Here is an 18348-nt window from a genome sequence, read left to right as displayed (position 1 = left end):
TTGCCGGTTGAATGCAAAAATAATGCATTCAAAGAGGGCGCCTCGATGGACATCAACCTGGCCCGGACCTTCCTCGCGATCGTCGAGACACGCAGCTTCCAGCGCGCCGCGGAACGCCTGCATGTGACGCAGACCTCGGTGAGCGCACGCGTGCGAACGCTCGAAGAGTTGCTGCGCCGCAAGCTCTTCGTGCGCAACAAGTCCGGGGCAGCCCTCACGCGCGCGGGCGAACAATTTCTTCCGCATGCGACCACGCTGGTGCAGGTATGGGAGCGGGCGCGCCACCAGGTGGCGGTGCCCGACGGCAGCCAGGCGGTGCTCGCGGCCGGTTGCGAGATCAGCCTCTGGGACCCGCTGCTGCTGCGCTGGCTGCTGTGGCTTCGGCAGGCCGTGCCGCAGTTGGCGATCCGCACCGAGGTCGGCTTTCCGCACGACCTGCTCGACAAGGTGGCGGGCGGCGTGCTCGATGTGGCCATCGTGTATGCGCCGCAGCAGCGGCCGGGCTTGCGCGTGGAATTGCTGATCGAGGAAAAGCTCGTGATGGTCACCACCGCCAGGCGCCCCCGCGTGCCGCGGCCGGCGGACTACGTGTATGTCGACTGGGGCCCCGAGTTCGCGGCGCAGCACGGGCTCGCGTTTCCCGAGCTTTCCAACGCGGCGGTGAAGGCCGGTCTCGGCCCGCTCGGGCGCGAGTACCTGCTCGCTGCCGGCGGCACCGGCTACTTCCGGCTCGACGTGGTGCGCGGGCACCTCGAGTCGGGGCACCTGCGGCGCGTGCCCAACACGCCGGAGTTCCTCTACCCCGCGTACGCGGTCTACGCGGTGGGTGCCGACCCCGCCATCGTCGATCCGGCGCTCGCGGGCTTGCGCGAGGTCTCGGCCGGCGGCGCGCGGCCCCTTGTTTCCGGGAAATTGACCTGAGTCAAGGTCTTTGCCTTCGTATTCCCCGACAGTGCCTCCAGAGCGGGAAACCGCACAGTTTTCCTAGGGCAATCGGCAGTGTCTGCGAGCGTATTTCGGTCGTAGGATGAAAAAAGCCGGGAGAGCAAAACCCACGATGAATGACAACCCGGTAAGGAGCGCCGCATGAACGAAGTGGGCCGACACGCCACGATGAGCGAATCCGATGAACTGGCCGCGGTGCGCCAGGTGCTGCAGGAGCGCGCCGAGGAGCCGGGGGCGCTGCTCCCGATCCTTCACGACGTGCAGGACGCGCTGGGCTACATCCCGCCGCACACCGTGACGACGATCGCCGAGGGCGTGAACCTCTCGCGCGCCGAAGTGCATGGCGTCATCACCTATTACCACCACTTTCGCTCCGCACCCGCGGCGCGCCACGTGATCCAGATCTGCCGGGCCGAGGCCTGCCAGTCGATGGGCGCCGATGCGCTGCTGGCCCACGCGGAGCTGCGCCTGGGCTGCAGCGCACACGGCCATTCGAAGGACGGCAACTTCACGCTGGAGCCGGCCTTCTGCCTGGGCCTGTGCGCCTCGTCGCCCGCCATGACGATCAACGAAGAACCGCATGCGCGCATGACGCCGCGCTCGTTCGATGCGCTGGTGGCGCAATACGGAGACTGCGCATGAGCGGCCTTACTGTTTACGTGCCGCGCGATTCGGCCGCACTGGCGGTCGGCGCGGAACGCGTGGCCGAGCGCATCGCGCAGGAGGCCGCCGTTCGCGGCGTGTCTTTCAGCATGGTGCGCAACGGCTCGCGCGGCCTGTTCTGGCTGGAACCGATGGTCGAGGTGTCGACGCCGGCCGGCCGCGTGGCCTATGGCCCGGTGACCATCGACGACGTGGCCGACCTGTTCGATGCGGGCTTCGCCGAAGGCGCGCAGACGCATCCGCTGTCGCTCGGCCTGACCGACGAGATTCCGTATCTCAAGAAGCAGGAGCGCCTGACTTTCGCGCGCATGGGCATCACCGATCCCGTGTCCGTTGCCGACTACGAAGCGCACGAAGGCTATGCGGGCCTGCGCCGCGCGCTGGGCCTGAAGCCCGAGGAAGTGGTGCAGCAGGTGCTCGACTCGGGCCTGCGCGGCCGCGGCGGCGCGGCGTTCCCGGCGGGCATCAAGTGGAAGACGGTGATGGCCACGCCGGCCGCGCAGAAGTACATCGTCTGCAACGCCGACGAGGGCGACTCGGGCACCTTCTCCGACCGCATGACGATGGAGGGCGATCCGCTCATGCTCATCGAGGGCATGACCATCGCGGGCATCGCCACCGGCGCGACCAAGGGCTACGTCTACATCCGCTCCGAATACCCGCACGCCATCGCGACGATGAACGAGGCGATCCGCGCGGCGGAAGCCGCGGGCTTCCTCGGCGAGAACATCCTCGGCGCGGGCCGGACCTTCTGGCTCGAAGTGCGCAAGGGCGCGGGCTCTTATGTGTGCGGCGAAGAAACCGCGCTGCTCGAAAGCCTGGAAGGCAAGCGCGGCATCGTGCGCGCCAAGCCGCCGCTGCCGGCCATCGCCGGCCTCTTCGGGCAGCCGACGCTCATCAACAACGTGATCACGCTCGCGAGCGTGCCGCTGATCCTGGCACGCGGCGCCGAGCACTACCGCGACTTCGGCGTGGGCCGCTCGCGCGGCACGCTGCCGATGCAGCTGGCCGGCAACATCAAGCACGGCGGGCTGGTGGAGAAGGCCTTCGGCGTCACGCTGCGAGAGCTCTTGTACGACTACGGCGGCGGCTCCGCCTCGGGCCGGCCGATCAAGGCGGTGCAGGTCGGCGGGCCGCTGGGGGCCTACCTGCCCGAATCGCAATGGGACCTGCCGCTGGACTACGAGGCCTACGCGGCCGTGGGCGGCACGGTGGGCCACGGCGGCATCGTGGTGCACGACGACACGGCCGACCTCTCCAAGCTCGCGCGCTATGCGATGGAGTTCTGCGCCATCGAGTCGTGCGGCAAGTGCACGCCGTGCCGCATCGGCTCGACGCGCGGCGTGGAGGTGATCGACAAGATCCGCGCGGACAACAAGCGCGTGGAGCACGTGATCCTGCTGCGCGACCTGTGCAACACCATGGTCCACGGCTCGCTGTGCGCCATGGGGGGCATGACGCCGTTCCCGGTGCTTTCCGCACTCGACCATTTCCCACAGGACTTCGGTCTCGTGGTTCCCGATCGCAAGGCTGCTTGAAAGCATCGAACGCATCGCTCGCATCGCACAAGCAGCAGGAGACAAGAACACATGCTCGACCATCTGAAAGAAATCGACTACGGCACCCCCAAGCGCGAATCGACGCGCGAAGTGACGCTGGAGATCGACGGCAACGAAGTCACCGTGCCCGCGGGCACTTCGCTCATGCGCGCGGCGGTGGATGCAGGCATCAACGTGCCCAAGCTCTGCGCCACCGACAGCCTGGAGCCCTTCGGCTCGTGCCGCCTGTGCCTGGTCGAGATCGAGGGCCGCAAGGGCTTTCCGGCCTCGTGCACCACGCCGGCCGAAGCCGGCATGAAGGTGCGCACGCAGACGCCCAAGCTGCAGGACCTGCGCAAGGGCGTGATGGAGCTGTACATCTCCGACCATCCGCTCGATTGCCTCACCTGCTCGGCCAACGGCAACTGCGAGCTGCAGGACATGGCGGGCGTCACGGGCCTGCGCAACGTGCGCTACGGCTTCGACGGCGCCAACCACCTGAAGGACCAGAAAGACGAGTCGAACCCGTACTTCACCTACGACCCGTCGAAGTGCATCGTCTGCAACCGCTGCGTGCGCGCCTGCGAGGAAACGCAGGGCACCTTCGCGCTCACCATCAGCGGCCGCGGCTTCGAGTCGCGCGTGTCGCCGGGGCAGGACGAGGCCTTCATGGAATCGGAATGCGTGAGCTGCGGCGCCTGCGTCGAGGCCTGCCCGACGGCCACGCTGCAGGAAAAGTCGGTCATCTGGCTCGGCCAGCCCGAGCACAGCATCATCACCACCTGCGCGTACTGCGGCGTGGGTTGCGCATTCAAGGCCGAGATGAAGGGCAACGAGGTCGTGCGCATGACGCCGTGGAAAGACGGCAAGGCCAACGAGGGCCACTCGTGCGTGAAGGGCCGCTTCGCCTGGGGCTACGCCACGCACCAGGACCGCATGCTCAAGCCGATGATCCGAAAGAACATCAGCGACCCATGGCAGGAGGTGAGCTGGGACACCGCGCTCAACTACGCGGCCGGCGAATTCAAGCGCCTGCAGGCCAAGTACGGCAAGGACTCCATCGGCGGCATCACTTCGTCGCGCTGCACCAACGAGGAAACCTACCTCGTGCAGAAGCTGGTGCGTGCGGCCTTCGGCAACAACAACGTCGACACCTGCGCCCGCGTGTGCCACTCGCCCACGGGCTACGGGCTGAAGCAGACGCTGGGTGAATCGGCCGGCACGCAGACCTTCAAGTCGGTGGAGAAGGCCGACGTGATCATGGTGATCGGCGCCAACCCGACCGACGGCCACCCGGTGTTCGCCTCGCGCATGAAGAAGCGCCTGCGCGAGGGCGCCAAGCTGATCGTGGTCGATCCGCGCCGCATCGACATCGTGAAGTCGCCGCACGTGAAGGCCTCGCACCACCTGCAGTTGAAGCCCGGCACCAACGTAGCCGTGGTCACTGCGCTCGCGCACGTCATCGTGACCGAGGGGCTCACGGCCGACGCCTTCATCGCCGAGCGCTGCGACACCGCCTCGTTCGCCGCCTGGAAAGCCTTCGTCGCGCAGCCCGAGCAATCGCCCGAGGCCACCGAGAAGGCCACCGGCGTCCCGGCCGCGGAGATGCGCGCCGCCGCGCGCCTGTTCGCGAGCGCCGCCAACGGCGCCATCTTTTACGGCCTGGGCGTGACCGAGCATAGCCAGGGCTCGACCACGGTGATGGGCATCGCCAACCTCGCGATGGCCACCGGCAACGTCGGCCGCGAAGGCGTGGGCGTGAACCCGCTGCGCGGCCAGAACAACGTGCAGGGCGCCTGCGACATGGGTTCGTTCCCGCACGAGCTGCCGGGCTACCGCCACGTGTCGGACAGCACCACGCGCGCTTCGTTCGAGGCAGCCTGGGGCGTCGCCATCGATCCGGAGCCGGGCCTGCGCATTCCCAACATGTTCGAGTCCGCCATCGGTGGCGCCTTCAAGGGGCTGTACTGCGAAGGCGAGGACATCGTGCAGTCGGACCCCAACACGCAGCACGTGGCCGCGGCGATGATGGCGATGGAGTGCGTGGTCGTGCAGGACATGTTCCTGAACGAAACCGCCAAGTACGCCCACGTGTTCCTGCCGGGCTCCTCGTTCCTCGAGAAGGACGGCACCTTCACCAATGCGGAGCGCCGCATCTCGCGCGTTCGCAAGGTGATGCCGCCGAAGGCGGGCCTGGCCGACTGGGAGATCACGGTGAAGCTCGCGCAGGCGCTGGGCTACCCGATGGACTACAAGAGCCCCGAGGACATCATGGCCGAGATCGCCGCGCTGACGCCGACCTTCCACGGCGTGAGCTACAAGCGCCTGGACGAACTGGGCAGCATCCAGTGGCCCTGCAACGACGACGCGCCCGAGGGCACGCCGACCATGCACATCGACACCTTCGTGCGCGGCAAGGGCCGCTTCATCGTCACGCAGTACGTGGCGACCGACGAGAAGGTCACGCGCAAGTTCCCGCTGCTCCTGACCACCGGGCGCATCCTGTCGCAGTACAACGTGGGCGCGCAGACGCGCCGCACCGACAACAACCTGTGGCACGGCGAAGACCGGCTGGAGATCCATCCGCACGACGCGGAGGAGCGCGGCGTGAAGGACGACGACTGGGTCGGCATCCAGAGCCGCGCGGGCGAGACGGTGCTGCGCGCCACGGTGTCCGAGCGCATGCAGCCGGGCGTGGTCTACACCACCTTCCACTTCCCCGAGTCGGGCGCCAACGTCATCACCACCGACAACTCCGACTGGGCCACCAACTGCCCCGAGTACAAGGTGACGGCGGTGCAGGTGATGCCGGTGATGCAGCCCTCGACCTGGCAGCAGGAGTACAGCCGCTTCAACAAGACGCAGATCGACCTGGCGACCGCCGGCGCGCTGCCGGAGAAGCGCAACGAGACGGCGCCGGCCAAGTAGGCGGAGGCAGGAACAGGCATGAACATCGCCACCCTGCCGGCCGCCGAAGGCGCCGACACTTTCTGCGAAGGCGCGCTGCTGCTGCCCGTGCACGGCGTGCGCGGCGGCGAGGCCTACGCGGTGCAGGACTGGGTGGCCGAGGAAGTGCCCGTGGCGCTGGAGTTCAACGGCATCTCGCACGCGGTGATGCTCGCGACGCCGCTGGACCTGGAAGACTTCGCGCTCGGCTTCTCGCTGAGCGAAGGCATCCTCGATGCGCCGCACGAGCTCTACGCGGTGGACATCGCGCCTTCGGACCTCGGCATCACGGTGCGCCTGCAGGTGGCGAGCGCCGCGTTCACGCGCCTGAAGCAGCGGCGCCGCACGATCGCGGGCCGCACCGGCTGCGGCCTGTGCGGCACCGAGAGCCTGGCGCACGTGTCGCGCGAGTTGCCGGTGCTCGGCGATGCCGGCGTGGTGCTGGAGCGGCAGGCCATTGCGCGCGCGATGTCGCAGTTCCAGTCGCTGCAGACCTTGCAGCAGGCCACCGGCGCGGTGCATGCGGCGGCGTGGTGCTCCGCCGAGGGCGAGGTGATGTGGCTGCGCGAAGACGTGGGCCGCCACAACGCGCTCGACAAGCTCATCGGCGCGCTCGCGAGCAACGACGTCGATGCATCGGCCGGCTTCATCGCCGTGACCAGCCGCGCGAGTTTCGAGATGGTGCAGAAGACCGCGATGGCGGGCGTGCCGCTGCTGGCTGCCGTGTCCGCGCCCACCTCGTTCGCGGTGGCCACGGCCGAACGCGCACGGCTCACGCTGGTGGGCTCCGCGCGCCAGGACGACCTGGCCGTCTACAGCCACCCGGAGCGCGTGACGACGGCCGGGCAGGAACTCACACCCACACCGACCGGACGCCGCGCGCACTGACATCGACGCGGGCGAGCGGCCGGCAACTTCATCTCTCTCAAAGGCAGTGCATGCACGACCACGATCCGACGGCGCAACTGGTCAAGATGGCCAACCAGATCGGCAGCTTCTTCCAGGCCCAGTCGCCCGACAACGCGACGATGGCCACGGACGCGATCGCGGCGCACCTGAAATCGTTCTGGGCGCCGAGCATGCGCCTGCAGCTGATCCGCTCGCTCGAGGCGGGCGGCGCGACGCACCTGATGCCGATCGTCGCGTCGGCGGTGCGCAGCCACCGCGCGAACCTGATGCCGGGCGGGGCGCTCGATGCGGCCGACAAGAGGGAGCAGTTTCCGCAGGGCGGGGGCGACGCGGGTTAGGTCGCCGGCCGGGGCAGGTGCCTCAGGTGGGGCTGCTGCCCCTCATCTGCTGCTGCTCCGTGTACGACTTGAGCAGCGCCTCGTAGCAGAGGCACAGCGGCATGGCGATGAAGACCATGCCCGCCACGTAGATCACCAGGCTCATCACGGGAAATTCGTCGCCGCCCCAGTGCGGGATCGACGTGCCGATCGCCAGCAGGGCGATGACCGCGATCACCGCGTGCAGCACGCTGCGCACGCGCGTGATCCGTTGCGATGCCGGCGGGTCGTACGTCTGACGGTCCGATACCGGAACCGGGCTGTGGTCGCCCTTGTCTCCATCATTTTTCATCGTCGCTCCTCGGTGAAGGCGTCGACGAATTGTTAACTCGGCATTTGGCCGGGTCAAGATCGAAGTCCCTCGGTTTTGGAACTCCGTTCTGGCAGGGCGCAGACCCTAGTCGTACTTCACCGTGTAGATCAGATCGAGGCCGCTTTTCTGACCGGCCTGTCCGCGCAGCGTGAGGCGTTGCGTGAGGTCGTAGAAGATGAAGATCGTGCCGAAGGTGCCGCCCAGGCTGCGCTCGTAGGTGATGTAGAAATCCTTGGAGAGCCGCTTGCCCAGCGTGACCGCGGATTCGCGCAGGTCGCCGCCGCTGCCAGGGCCCTTGAAGCCGAGTTCGTCCAGGCCGAAGCGGCTCGCCAGGCTGCCGCCGCTGCCGCCCTTGCCGATCTTGCCCAGCACCGCGAGCGCGGCCTGCTGCAGCAGCGCCGACTCGCCGCCGCTGGTGGCCGAGGCGCGGCCAAGAATGACCCACGACAGCGTCTCCGCATCGGAGAGCGCGGGCTCCGAGTAGAGCTTCACGCGCGGCGATTGCGCGCTGCCGGTGATCTGCACGCCGGCGCGCTGCGAAAGGTTGGGGCGGATCGCCAGGATGTCGAGTTGCGGGTTGTCGAAGGGGCCGTTGAAGCGCGCCACGCCGGTTTCGACATCGAGCTGCTGGCCGTAGGCGCGGTACTGTCCCTTCACGGTCTTCACTTCGCCGGTGATGCGCGGCGGTGCGTTCAGCTTGGTGCTGCGGATCTCCAGGTTGCCTTCCAGGCGCGTGGTGATGCCGCGTCCCTGCACCGCGAAGTCGTCGCCCAGGTCGAAGTTGACGACGATGTCGGGCGGCTTCGCTGTCTGCGGCTTGGCGGCCTGCGCATCGGCGCGGGCCGATTCGCGCTGCGCGGCCTCGGCGGCTTCGCGGTCCTTGGCGGCCGAGCGAACGACCACGTCGCTGCCGAGGCTGGGCGCGGTCTCGTCGGGCAGGATGATGACGGCGCGGTCGGTCTTGAGCTTGCCGCGCACGGTGAACTGGCCGGCGTTCAGCTGCGCCTGCAGGTCGCCCGAGAGCGTGACCTGCCGGTCGGTGCGCACCAGCACGCGCAGCGCGCGCAGTTCGCCCTGCATCGCCATGCGGATGCTCGGCGTGGCGGCGGCCGATGTGCTGCCCCAGCTCATCTCGCCGCGCGCCGAGAGCGATCCGCCGTCGGTGTTCGCCTCGCTCGCCGCAGTGCTGCGGTTGCCGCTCTGGCCGCCGATGCGGGCCGAGCTGCCGGCGCCGCCCTTGAGCGTGAACTCGGTGATCTCGATGCGCTCGCCGGTGAGGCTGGCGCGCAGGCGCCCGTCGCGCAGGTCGAGCCCTTCGACCGGGGCGCGCAGCGCGAGCTTGTCGGCGCCCAGCGTGCCGTTCCAGCGCGGCGCGGCGCGGTTGCCCGAGAGCGCGGCGTTGGCATCGAGCGTGCCGGCGATGCGCCAGCCTGGCGGCGCGAGCATCGACCACACGCCCAGGTTCGGCAGCGCGGCCTTGATGCTGCCGCCCAGCGGCGCATCGGGCGCCCACTGCCAGCCACCCGCGCGCTGCGTGACGCGCGTGTTCATGTCGGCATTGATCTTGCCGGCGCGTTCGCTGTCCCACGCAAGCGTCGCACGCACCGCGTCCCCTTCGGCATCGAGACGCAGTTCGGCCTGGCGCAGGCCGGCCGGGGTGCTGGGCGAATCCGCGCCGCCCGCCGAGGCGGAGTTCATGGTGCGTTCGCTCGCGGTGCCGGTCCCGGCGCTCGTGATGCGGGTGACCAGCGCGGCCTCGCCGGCCTGCACGCGGATGTCGCCGCTCTGGCGTGCGATGCGGGCCTTGGCGCGCAGCGTGTCGCCGGCGTCGATGTCCCAGTCGCCGTCGAACATCAGGTCGCCGCTGATGCCGAGCTCGCTCAGCGTCGAGCTCGCACCGAAGGCGCCGGCCCAGGCCATCGGCAGGCCCTGCATCTGGCCTTTCGACTGCACGCGGAACACCTTGTTCGGCGCCGCGCCGCTCTGGCTGAAACGCAGCGGCTGCCAGTCGATGCGCACGGTGCCGGGCACCGGGCCGCGCAGCGTGGCGGAGGCGGCGGAGGCTTCGATGTCGAGGCGGGCCGGGGTTCCTCCGGCGCGGATGGTGGCGGTGACTTCGCGGCTCAGCTCGACGATCCACGGGTTGCCGGGGCGGGCGCTGTCCTGCGCCTGCAGGCGCAGGCTGGCGAGGGCGGCGCGCCACTGGTTGGCACCTGCGATACCGCCGCTGGCTCGGGTGTCGAGCGTGATCTTCTGGGTGCCGGTGGTGGCTTCGCCTTTCAGCGTGAGCGCGGCCTGCGCGAGGCTGCCAGAGAGGTCGGCTTGCAGCTCGCGCAGCTGCACCGCGGTGGCTGCCGCGCCGGCTTGCGCGGCCGGCAGTGTCAGGTCGAGGCGGGGCACTGCGAGCGCGGCCTTGAGCGTGGGCTCCGAGATGCCGCGCTGCGCCGGTGCGTTCGCGTTCTCGATGCGGCGCTGGATCGTCCGCCAGCCGCCCTGCCAGCTTGCATCGAGCCGCGCCGAGCCCTTGGCCGTCGCGCCTGCGAACACGGCCGAGAGACCGGGCAGGCCCTCGACCCAGCGCTGCAGGGTGTCGGCGTCGTCGATGCGCGCCTTGATGTCGCCGGCGCCCGCGTCCGGCGCGATGCGCCCTTCGAGCTGCGCGCCGCCGCCGGGCAGCACGAGGTTCAGCTTGCCGCTCGCTGCCTGCTCGGCCACGCGCACCTGCAGCTTGCCGTCCACGCTCGCGCGCTGGGCCTCGATGCGCAGCGTGCGCAGGTCGAGCACCTGGTCTTTCCACTGGCCTTGTGCCAGTGCGCGGTCGAGCGCGAAGCCCGGCAGCGCCTTGCTGCCCGCGCCGCCTTCGGCCTTGAGCGCGGCATCGAACGTGATGGCGTCTTCGCGCTGCTGCGCGGTGACCTGGCCGCTGACGGGGGCGCCGGCCAGCTCGCTGTGCAGCGCGCCGGGGCGCACGCTGCGCACCGTCGCGCGGATCTGCCACGGCGAGGGCGCGGGGCTCCAGCGGCCCTCGGCATCGATGCGGCCGCCGCCGGCGCGCACCGTGGCTTCGGGAATGGTCCAATTGGTGCCGTCGAAGCCCACGCGGCCCTGCACCTGTTCGACCGGCAGCTTCGATTGGTCCCACGGGCCGGGCAGTGCGTTGCGGATGTCGGCCGATGCTTTCCACGCACCGGGGCCCGCGTCGGCATCGGGTTCGACCGAGACGCTGCCGGTGAGCCGCGTCTGCGGCGCGCCGGGCCACAGGCTCGATGCATCGACGTTGCCAAGATCGGCCTTGGCATCGATCACCGGCTGCGGCAGCCAGGGCGCGATCTGCGCTTGCAGCTTCGCCTCCATCGGCGCATCGGCGTTTTCTTCGGCGGGCTTGAGTTCGGCGGCGACCTGCAGCCGCGCCGCGGTGCCCGCGAGCGTGCCCTTCACGGTGGCTTTCGCGATCACGTCGATGTGGCGGCCTTCGGCCAGCGGCGCCTTTACGCGGCCGTCGAGCGCGGCATCGATCGCCATCGGCGCGGGGCCCTGCAGCTTGACGCGCGCGCTGTAGTGGCCGTCGGCGATGTCGACGCCCTTCACCTCGAGCGCGTGCTCCGCGTTCTTGTAGACGTAGTTGCCCGCGAGGTTCGTCGCCTGCAGCACCGGTGGGCCTGCCCAACGGACCTCGTCGATGCGGAAGGGCACGTCCACGTCGATCGGCAGCGCGAGCTGCTCGAGCGGCTTGGCGGGCTCCTCGCTCGGCGGGCCGCGCTTTTCGATCAGCACCTGCCTGGCATGCACTTCACCCAGCTGCACCTTGCGCTGGAAGAGGGGCGCGAACTGCCAGCCGATGGTCGCGTCGTTCACTTCGACGGCGATGCTCGCGCTCTGGTATTTGAGCCAGCCGATGTGCCCGCCGGTGCGCAGCGACCCGGTCACGTCGCGGCTCTCTAGCGTCTGGCCCGCGGGGAGGCGCTGCGCCGCCTGCGCGAGCGCGAAGGCGAGCGAGGTGTTCGAGCCCAGCCACCACCACGCGCCCGCGACGAGCAGCAGCACGGCGAGAAAGAGGCCCGCGAAGGTCCATGCCAGCGCACGCGCTGCACGGCGCGCGCGCGAGCGCCTGGCCTTGACCGCAGGCGGCGTGGGCGCGGGTGAGGGCGTGGGCGTGGAGATGGCTTCTTCGTTCGGCATCGGGCGGCGGCTCAGAAGGTGAAGCCGAGGCGAAAGTGCAGGCGGAATTTCTTCGTGTCCACGCCGTAGGCGAGGTCGGCCTGCACCGGCCCGACCGGGCTGCGCCAGCGCGCGCCGACGCCCACGCCCACCTTGGGCTTGAGTTCGCCGGGCTTGTCGGCCACGGCGCCGGCATCGACGAACACCACGCTCTCCCATTCGGTGAGCTTGTTGTTGTAGACGAAGGGCCGCTGCCACTCGACGCTCGCCACGCCCAGGTAGCGGCCCGCGACGGTCTGGCCGTCGGCGCGCACGGTGCCGATCTGCTTGTAGCTGTAGCCGCGCACGGTGGTGTCGCCGCCGGTCAGGAACATCAGCGTGGACGGGATCTGCGCGGAGTCTTTCGCCGACACCGCGCCGGCCTCCAGGCGCAACTGCAGGCGGCTGCGGCGCGCACGGGTTTCGGTGTCTTCGGCCGCGCCGATCGGCATCACGCCGAGCCAGCGTGCGTAGGTGCGGGTGAAGGGCATCTGCTCGCCCGTGAGCGTGTAGCCGGCCGCGAGTTCGAGCGCCAGCGCGTAGCCGCGCGTGGGCGCGGCGTTGTCGTCGAAGTAGCGCCCGGTCCAGCCCCAGTTGGCGGTGACCGCCGAGGCCGAGGGCGGCGCGTTGATGCCGCGGTTCTGCGCGTAGTCGTACTGCAGGAAGTAGCTTCGGTCGATGTGGTCGCTGGACTTGTTGCGCCCGCCGCGCAGCCGCCCGCTGTCCACGATGTAGCTGCCCGACTCCTCGCGCTTGAGCTCGGCGCCGGAGAACCAGCGCCAGCCCTTGTCGTTGGGGATCGCGTTCCACTCGGTACCCAGCGACTTGACGTCGTTGTCCACCGAGAGCCGCGAGACCGCGCGCCAGCCCAGCAGCGGGATCTGGTTGTGGATGTGGTCGATCGACAGGCGCGGGCCGTTGTCGGTGGTGAAGCCGGCGCCCATCACCACCTTCTGCAGCGGCGCCTCGCGCAGCTGCGCGATGACGGGCGCGGCCAGCGGGTTGCCGCTCTCGGTGTCCAGCGTGAGGAACACCGAGTCGTAGTAGCCGCTGCTGGCCAGGCGCTGCTGCGCATCGAGCAGCTTCTGCTGGTCGTAGTCGGTGCCGGTGGGCAGGCGAGCGATGCGGCGTGCGCCGTCGGGGTCGTAGCGCTCGATGCCGCGCAGCATGAGCGGGCCGAACTTGTAGGCAGGGCCCGACTGGTAGGTGACGTTCAGGCGCGCCTCGCTGCGGTCGGCATCGACCTCGGCGCGGCTCACCTCGATGTTGCCGGTGGGGAAGCGCTTGGCCGTGAGGCTGCGCAGCGCGGTGGTCTTGGCGTCGTCCCAGGCCTGCTGGGTGAAGGGCAGGCCCGCCCGCAGGGCCCAGCCGGTGCGGATCGAGTCGCGCTGCGCCTCGGCGGCCGTGTCGTCGGCAATCGCTCCGGCGTAGCTGATCTGCACGTTGCTCACCTTGGTGGGCTCGCCGGGCGCGACGGTGATGACGATCTCGCGCGGGGCCTTGGTGCTCTCGGGCGTCTCGTTGAGTTCGAGCGTCAGCGTGGGGGTGAAGTAGCCCAGGGTGCCGAGCAGCTCGCGCGCGTTGGCTTCGGCGGCCACCATGAGGCGGGAGATTTCCGTCGCACCGAGGTCGTCGAGCTCGCGATACCGCTGGATTTCCAGATGAAGCGTGAGGTAGTCGCGCACCGCTTCGGGCCCGCGCACATCGACGGTGAAGGCGTTGCGCTTGTCGGTCTTTTTCTCGTCCTTGGCGGGGGTGCTGTCGGCACCGCCGCTGCGCACCAGGCCCGCGACGGGCTTGCCTTCGGTGCTTTCTTTTTTCGGCAGCAAGCTGCAGCCTTGCAAAAGAAGGACGCTACAAAAAAGCAAAGCCGGCCACCACGCCGGCGAGAAGACGGAAACCACCCTGACCATGGGCGGATTCTGACAGCAAGATTTGTCCGTTCCTGAAGCTTCCGGATACAGAACGGCGGCGTCCTACGTGTGCATTACTTGGAGAGCATGCGCATCGCGTCTTCCAGGCCGCGCAGCGTGAGCGGGTACATGCGGTTGGACATGAGCTGCTGCATCACCGCGATGCTCTGCCGGTATTGCCACACGCCCTGGGGCTCGGGGTTGATCCACGCGAACTTCGGGAAGGTGTGCGTCAGGCGCTGGATCCACTCGGCGCCGGCCTCTTCGTTGTTGTATTCGACGCTGCCGCCGGGCTGCAGGATCTCGTAGGGGCTCATGGTCGCGTCGCCGACGAAGATGAGCTTGTAGTCCTTGTTGTACTTGCGCAGGATGTCCCAGGTCGCGAACTTCTCGGAGAAGCGGCGCTTGTTGTTCTTCCACATGAAGTCGTAGACGCAGTTGTGGAAGTAATAGAACTCTAGGTGCTTGAACTCGGTCTTCACGGCCGAGAACAGCTCCTCCACGCGCTGGATGTGCTCGTCCATCGTGCCGCCAACGTCCATGAGCAGCAGCACCTTGACGTTGTTGTGGCGCTCGGGCCGCATCTTGATGTCCAGGTAGCCGGCGTTGGCCGCGGTCGAGTGGATGGTGTTGTCCAGGTCGAGCTCTTCCTCGTGGCCCTCGCGCGCGAACTTGCGCAGGCGCCGCAGCGCCACCTTGATGTTGCGCGTGCCCAGCTCCTGGCTGTCGTCGTAGTCTTTGTAGGCGCGCTGGTCCCACACCTTCACGGCGCTCTTGTTCTTGCCCGCGCCGCCGATGCGGATGCCCTGCGGGTTGTAGCCGCCGTTGCCGAAGGGCGAGGTGCCGCCGGTGCCGATCCACTTGCTGCCGCCCTCGTGGCGCTCCTTCTGCTCCTCGAAGCGCTTCTTGAGCGTTTCCATGAGCTCGTCCCAGCCCATCTTCTCGATCTTGGCTTTCTCTTCGGCAGTGAACTCGCGCTCCAGCGTCTTCTTGAGCCAGTCGAGCGGCACTTCCTTGGTGAAGTCGGTGAGCATCTCCACGCCCTTGAAATAGGCGGCGAAGGCGCGGTCGAACTTGTCGTAGTGCTTCTCGTCCTTCACGAGCGCGGTGCGCGAGAGGTAGTAGAAGTCGTCCAGGCCGTAGGCGCCATCGGAGTTGGGGCCCACCACGTCGGCCTGCAGCGCTTCGAGCAGCGTGAGGTATTCCTTGACGGACACCGGCAGCTTGGCCGAGCGCAGGGTGTAGAAGAAGTCGATGAGCATGGGGTCGCTCCTTGTGTTTCAGTCGCGCGGCTTGTCGAGCAGGTAGAGGAGCTGCGCCCGCACCTCGGGCCACTCGCCCGCGCGGAGGCTGTACATGACGGTGTCACGGATGGTGCCGTCGCGGCGCATCGCATTGCCGCGGACCACGCCGTCTTTTCTCGCGCCCAGCCGCTCGATGGCGCGCTGCGAGGCGAAGTTGAAATTGTCGGTGCGCCAGCCCACCACGTTGCAGCCGAGCGCCTCGAACGCATGCGTGAGCATCAGGAGCTTGCAAGTGGTGTTGACGTGGGTGCGCTGGCAGCGTCCGGCATACCAGGTGTAGCCGATCTCGATGCGCTTCACGGCCGGCAAGATGTCGTGGTAGCTCGTGCTGCCGAGCACCGTGCCGGTGGCCGCCTCGGTGACGGCGAAGGCGACGCGGTCGGGCGTCTTGAGCGCGGTCTCGATGTAGGCGCGGGTGTTCTCGGGTTCGGGCACGGAGGTCACGCGCAGCTTCCAGAGCTCGCCGTCGGCGGCCGCGGTGCGCAGGCCGTCTTCGTGGTCGAGCGCGAGCGGCACCAGCGCGATGTCGCGGGCCTTCAGCGTGACAGGTTCGACGAACGCCATCTTTCAAACACCCTCGGGTTCGGTTTTTCAGCTTCTCGGATTGCCGTACTTGCGCACATACCAGGCGCGTGCGATCTGTACCCCGCCACCGCCGCCCAGGCCGATCAGGAGGATGCCGAAGATCTCCTTGTTGCCGTAGCCGCCGGCGCCGAACGCATCCAGGCCCAGCAGCAGCCCGACCCAGCGGCCGAGCAACGCACCCGCGACGAACAGCACCGCCTGGGCCACGCCCAGCTTGAGCAGTTGGCTCGTGGGATGCGGTCGCGGCGATTCGCTCATCGGTTGTTGCGCTGCATGAAGACCAGCTTCTCGAAGAGCGTCACGTCCTGTTCGTTCTTGAGCAGCGCGCCCACCAGCGGCGGCACGGCGACCTTGTCGTCCTTGCTTTGCAGGGCTTCGAGGGGAATGTCTTCGGCCACCAGGAGCTTGAGCCAGTCGAGCAACTCGGAGGTCGAGGGCTTCTTCTTGAGGCCAGGCAGGTTGCGCACGTCGTAGAAGGTCTTCATCGCGGCCGTGAGCAGCTCTTGCTTCAGGCCCGGGAAGTGCACGGCGACGATGTGCTTCATCGTCTCGGCGTCGGGGAACTTGATGTAGTGGAAGAAGCAGCGGCGAAGGAACGCGTCGGGCAGCTCCTTCTCGTTGTTGGAGGTGATGAACACCACCGGCCGGTGCTTGGCGCGGATGAGCTCGCGCGTTTCGTAGCAGTAGAACTCCATGCGGTCGATTTCGCGCAGCAGGTCGTTCGGGAATTCGATGTCGGCCTTGTCGATCTCGTCGATGAGGAGGGCCACCGGCTCGTCGGCCGTGAAGGCCTGCCAGAGCACGCCCTTGACGATGTAGTTCTGGATGTCCTTCACGCGCTCGCCGCCGTCCACGTCGGACAGCTGCGAATCGCGCAGGCGACTCACCGCGTCGTATTCATACAGGCCCTGCTGCGCCTTGGTGGTCGACTTGATGTGCCACTGCAGAAGCGGCAGCCCGAGCGATTGCGCCACTTCCTCGGCCAGCATGGTCTTGCCCGTGCCGGGCTCGCCCTTGACGAGCAGCGGACGCTTGAGCGTGATGGCGGCGTTGACCGCCAGCATCAGGTCCTGAGTGGCGACGTAGTTGTCTGAGCCCTTGAATTTCATGAGTGAACGCGAAGCGAAGTGGAAAGGCGGGGTGGAGAAAAGAACACACTCGATGCGCGTCGTGCAGCCTCAGGGTTGGCCTGCACGGGGTTCCGGAAGACCCCTGCATATAATCGAATGTTGATTCGAAAAACTGTATCTCCACGAGATTGTGCGCGCAAAATGAACAAGCTGTTGACCACGATGTTTGCCCTTGCTGTCGCTTGCGTGACGCTCTCGGCACAAGCCCAACAAGTCACGGGCAACGCCCAGAACGGTGCCAAGAAGGTTCAGATGTGCGTGGGCTGCCATGGCATCATCGGCTACCAGGCCAGCTTCCCCGAGATCCACAAGGTGCCGATGATCGCTGGCCAGAGCGCCACCTACATCGCCGCCGCGCTCACCCAGTACAAGGGCGGCGACCGCAAGCACCCCACCATGCGCGCCATTGCCGATTCGCTCTCCGATCAGGACATCGCCGACGTGGCCGCCTACTACAGCCAGCTGGGCGTGAAGGAAGGCGATGCACCTCCGGCCGCCCTCGCCAAGGCCATGCCTGACAACATCACCGCGCTGGTCGGCCGCAACGGCCCCGACAACAGCTGCACCAAGTGCCACGGCGCCAACTTCAACACCCCGAACGACGGCACCGTGCCCAAGCTGGCCGGACAGCATGCCGACTACCTCTTCGTGGCGCTCAAGTCGTACCGCGTCAAGAACAACAGCCACCTGGGCCGCTCGAATGCGGTGATGGCCGGCCAGGTCGAACCCAAGAAGTTCACCAACGCCGAACTCAAGACGCTGGCCAGCTACATCAGCTCGGTGCCCGGCGAACTGAAGACGGTGCCCGAGTCGCGCATCCACCACGCAGCGCAGTAAGCGCTTCGCGTCCCGCATAAAAAAAGCCCGCGCGATGCGGGCTTTTTCATGACCGGGATTTCCCTGAGATCAAACGTCGAAGAACGCCGTCTCGTCCGCGCCCTGCATGCGGATGTCGATGCGGTAGCTCACCGCGCCGCCTTGCTCCACGCGCTCGGCGACGAGGGTGTGGCGGCGCTCGGCCGGTACGCTCTGCAGCACCGCGTCCTTGGCGTTGGCCTCGGCCTCGTCGCTGAAATACACGCGCGTGAACGCATGCAGCAGCATGCCGCGCATCAGCACGATCACGTTGATGTGCGGCGCCTCGCCGGGCGCTTCTGCGCCGGGCTTGACGGTGTGGAACACGAAGCGGCTCTGCGCATCGGTGCCTGTGCCCACGCGGCCGAAGGCGCGAAAGCCCAGCGCGCGGGCTTCCTCGGGCGTCTGCGGATAGCGGCCTTCGCCGTCGGGCTGGCTGATCTCGACCAGCGCATCGCCGATCGCGTTGCCGTCGCCGTCGATCACCCGGCCTTCCAGGCGGATGCGCTGGCCGGCGGCGCCGTCGAGCGCCAGGACGGCGTCGAACGGCTGGTCGAAGTCGTAGCCGTACTGCGTGGCGGTGAGGCCGTAGGCGAAGTAGGGGCCCACGGTCTGGGAGGGGGTCTGGCCGAAGTCGGCTTCCTGGGCGGTCATCAATGGCATGGGGAATCCT

The 18348-nt window shown here is 68.2% G+C and carries 15 protein-coding genes; 7 read left to right on the top strand and 8 right to left on the bottom strand.

Annotation, left to right across the window (positions count from 1 at the left end):
- Positions 1 to 45 precede the first annotated feature (45 nt).
- The 6 genes from RT97_RS26700 to RT97_RS26675 all read left to right on the top strand — a co-directional run bounded on the left by RT97_RS26700 (position 46) and on the right by RT97_RS26675 (position 7339).
- Positions 46 to 921, top strand: coding sequence for a LysR family transcriptional regulator (locus RT97_RS26700; protein WP_042581883.1), 876 nt, complete (start codon positions 46 to 48; stop codon positions 919 to 921).
- Between the two features lie 165 nt (positions 922 to 1086).
- Complete coding sequence (locus RT97_RS26695) at positions 1087 to 1587, top strand: formate dehydrogenase subunit gamma (protein WP_435502570.1); 501 nt, start codon at positions 1087 to 1089, stop codon at positions 1585 to 1587.
- Positions 1584 to 3146, top strand: coding sequence for a formate dehydrogenase beta subunit (locus tag RT97_RS26690; RefSeq protein WP_042581882.1), 1563 nt, complete (start codon positions 1584 to 1586; stop codon positions 3144 to 3146). The genes RT97_RS26695 and RT97_RS26690 overlap by 4 nt, the downstream gene beginning before the upstream one ends.
- Before the next feature lie 51 nt (positions 3147 to 3197).
- Positions 3198 to 6074 (top strand): formate dehydrogenase subunit alpha, encoded by a 2877-nt coding sequence (gene fdhF, locus RT97_RS26685; RefSeq protein WP_042581881.1) that lies wholly within the window; start codon positions 3198 to 3200, stop codon positions 6072 to 6074.
- Positions 6075 to 6092: 18 nt separating this feature from the next.
- Complete coding sequence (fdhD, locus tag RT97_RS26680; RefSeq protein WP_042581880.1) at positions 6093 to 6980, top strand: formate dehydrogenase accessory sulfurtransferase FdhD; 888 nt, start codon at positions 6093 to 6095, stop codon at positions 6978 to 6980.
- A 50-nt stretch (positions 6981 to 7030) separates the two neighbouring features.
- Positions 7031 to 7339, top strand: coding sequence for a formate dehydrogenase subunit delta (locus RT97_RS26675; RefSeq protein ID WP_042581879.1), 309 nt, complete (start codon positions 7031 to 7033; stop codon positions 7337 to 7339).
- Positions 7340 to 7361: 22 nt separating this feature from the next.
- On the opposite strand, the gene RT97_RS26670 is transcribed toward RT97_RS26675, so the two are convergent.
- From RT97_RS26670 to RT97_RS26640, 7 genes are all read right to left on the bottom strand, one after another.
- Positions 7362 to 7670, bottom strand: coding sequence for a hypothetical protein (locus RT97_RS26670; protein WP_042581878.1), 309 nt, complete (start codon positions 7668 to 7670; stop codon positions 7362 to 7364).
- A 105-nt stretch (positions 7671 to 7775) separates the two neighbouring features.
- On the bottom strand, positions 7776 to 11870 hold the full coding sequence (locus tag RT97_RS26665) for a translocation/assembly module TamB domain-containing protein (protein WP_042581877.1): 4095 nt from the start codon (positions 11868 to 11870) through the stop codon (positions 7776 to 7778).
- A gap of 11 nt (positions 11871 to 11881) precedes the next feature.
- Positions 11882 to 13801 carry an autotransporter assembly complex protein TamA gene (locus RT97_RS26660; RefSeq protein ID WP_042581876.1) on the bottom strand — a complete coding sequence of 640 codons (1920 nt, stop codon included), beginning with the start codon at positions 13799 to 13801 and terminating at the stop codon, positions 11882 to 11884.
- A 74-nt stretch (positions 13802 to 13875) separates the two neighbouring features.
- Positions 13876 to 15063 carry a vWA domain-containing protein gene (locus RT97_RS26655; RefSeq protein ID WP_042581875.1) on the bottom strand — a complete coding sequence of 396 codons (1188 nt, stop codon included), beginning with the start codon at positions 15061 to 15063 and terminating at the stop codon, positions 13876 to 13878.
- Between the two features lie 18 nt (positions 15064 to 15081).
- Positions 15082 to 15669 carry a GNAT family N-acetyltransferase gene (locus RT97_RS26650; RefSeq protein WP_042581874.1) on the bottom strand — a complete coding sequence of 196 codons (588 nt, stop codon included), beginning with the start codon at positions 15667 to 15669 and terminating at the stop codon, positions 15082 to 15084.
- Positions 15670 to 15696: 27 nt separating this feature from the next.
- Positions 15697 to 15948 (bottom strand): hypothetical protein, encoded by a 252-nt coding sequence (locus RT97_RS26645; protein WP_042581873.1) that lies wholly within the window; start codon positions 15946 to 15948, stop codon positions 15697 to 15699.
- Positions 15945 to 16799, bottom strand: a complete 855-nt coding sequence (locus RT97_RS26640) for an AAA family ATPase (RefSeq protein ID WP_042581872.1) — start codon at positions 16797 to 16799, stop codon at positions 15945 to 15947. The genes RT97_RS26645 and RT97_RS26640 overlap by 4 nt, the downstream gene beginning before the upstream one ends.
- A 162-nt stretch (positions 16800 to 16961) precedes the next feature.
- Between RT97_RS26640 and RT97_RS26635 the strand changes: the two genes are divergently transcribed.
- Complete coding sequence (locus RT97_RS26635; RefSeq protein ID WP_042581871.1) at positions 16962 to 17657, top strand: c-type cytochrome; 696 nt, start codon at positions 16962 to 16964, stop codon at positions 17655 to 17657.
- Positions 17658 to 17726: 69 nt separating this feature from the next.
- On the opposite strand, the gene pcaG is transcribed toward RT97_RS26635, so the two are convergent.
- Positions 17727 to 18338 carry a protocatechuate 3,4-dioxygenase subunit alpha gene (gene pcaG, locus RT97_RS26630; RefSeq protein ID WP_042581870.1) on the bottom strand — a complete coding sequence of 204 codons (612 nt, stop codon included), beginning with the start codon at positions 18336 to 18338 and terminating at the stop codon, positions 17727 to 17729.
- Positions 18339 to 18348 lie beyond the last annotated feature (10 nt).

The organism is Variovorax paradoxus, assembly GCF_000834655.1.
GTDB lineage: Bacteria > Pseudomonadota > Gammaproteobacteria > Burkholderiales > Burkholderiaceae_C > Variovorax > Variovorax paradoxus_F.
This window is presented reverse-complemented; position numbering and strand designations above follow the sequence as displayed.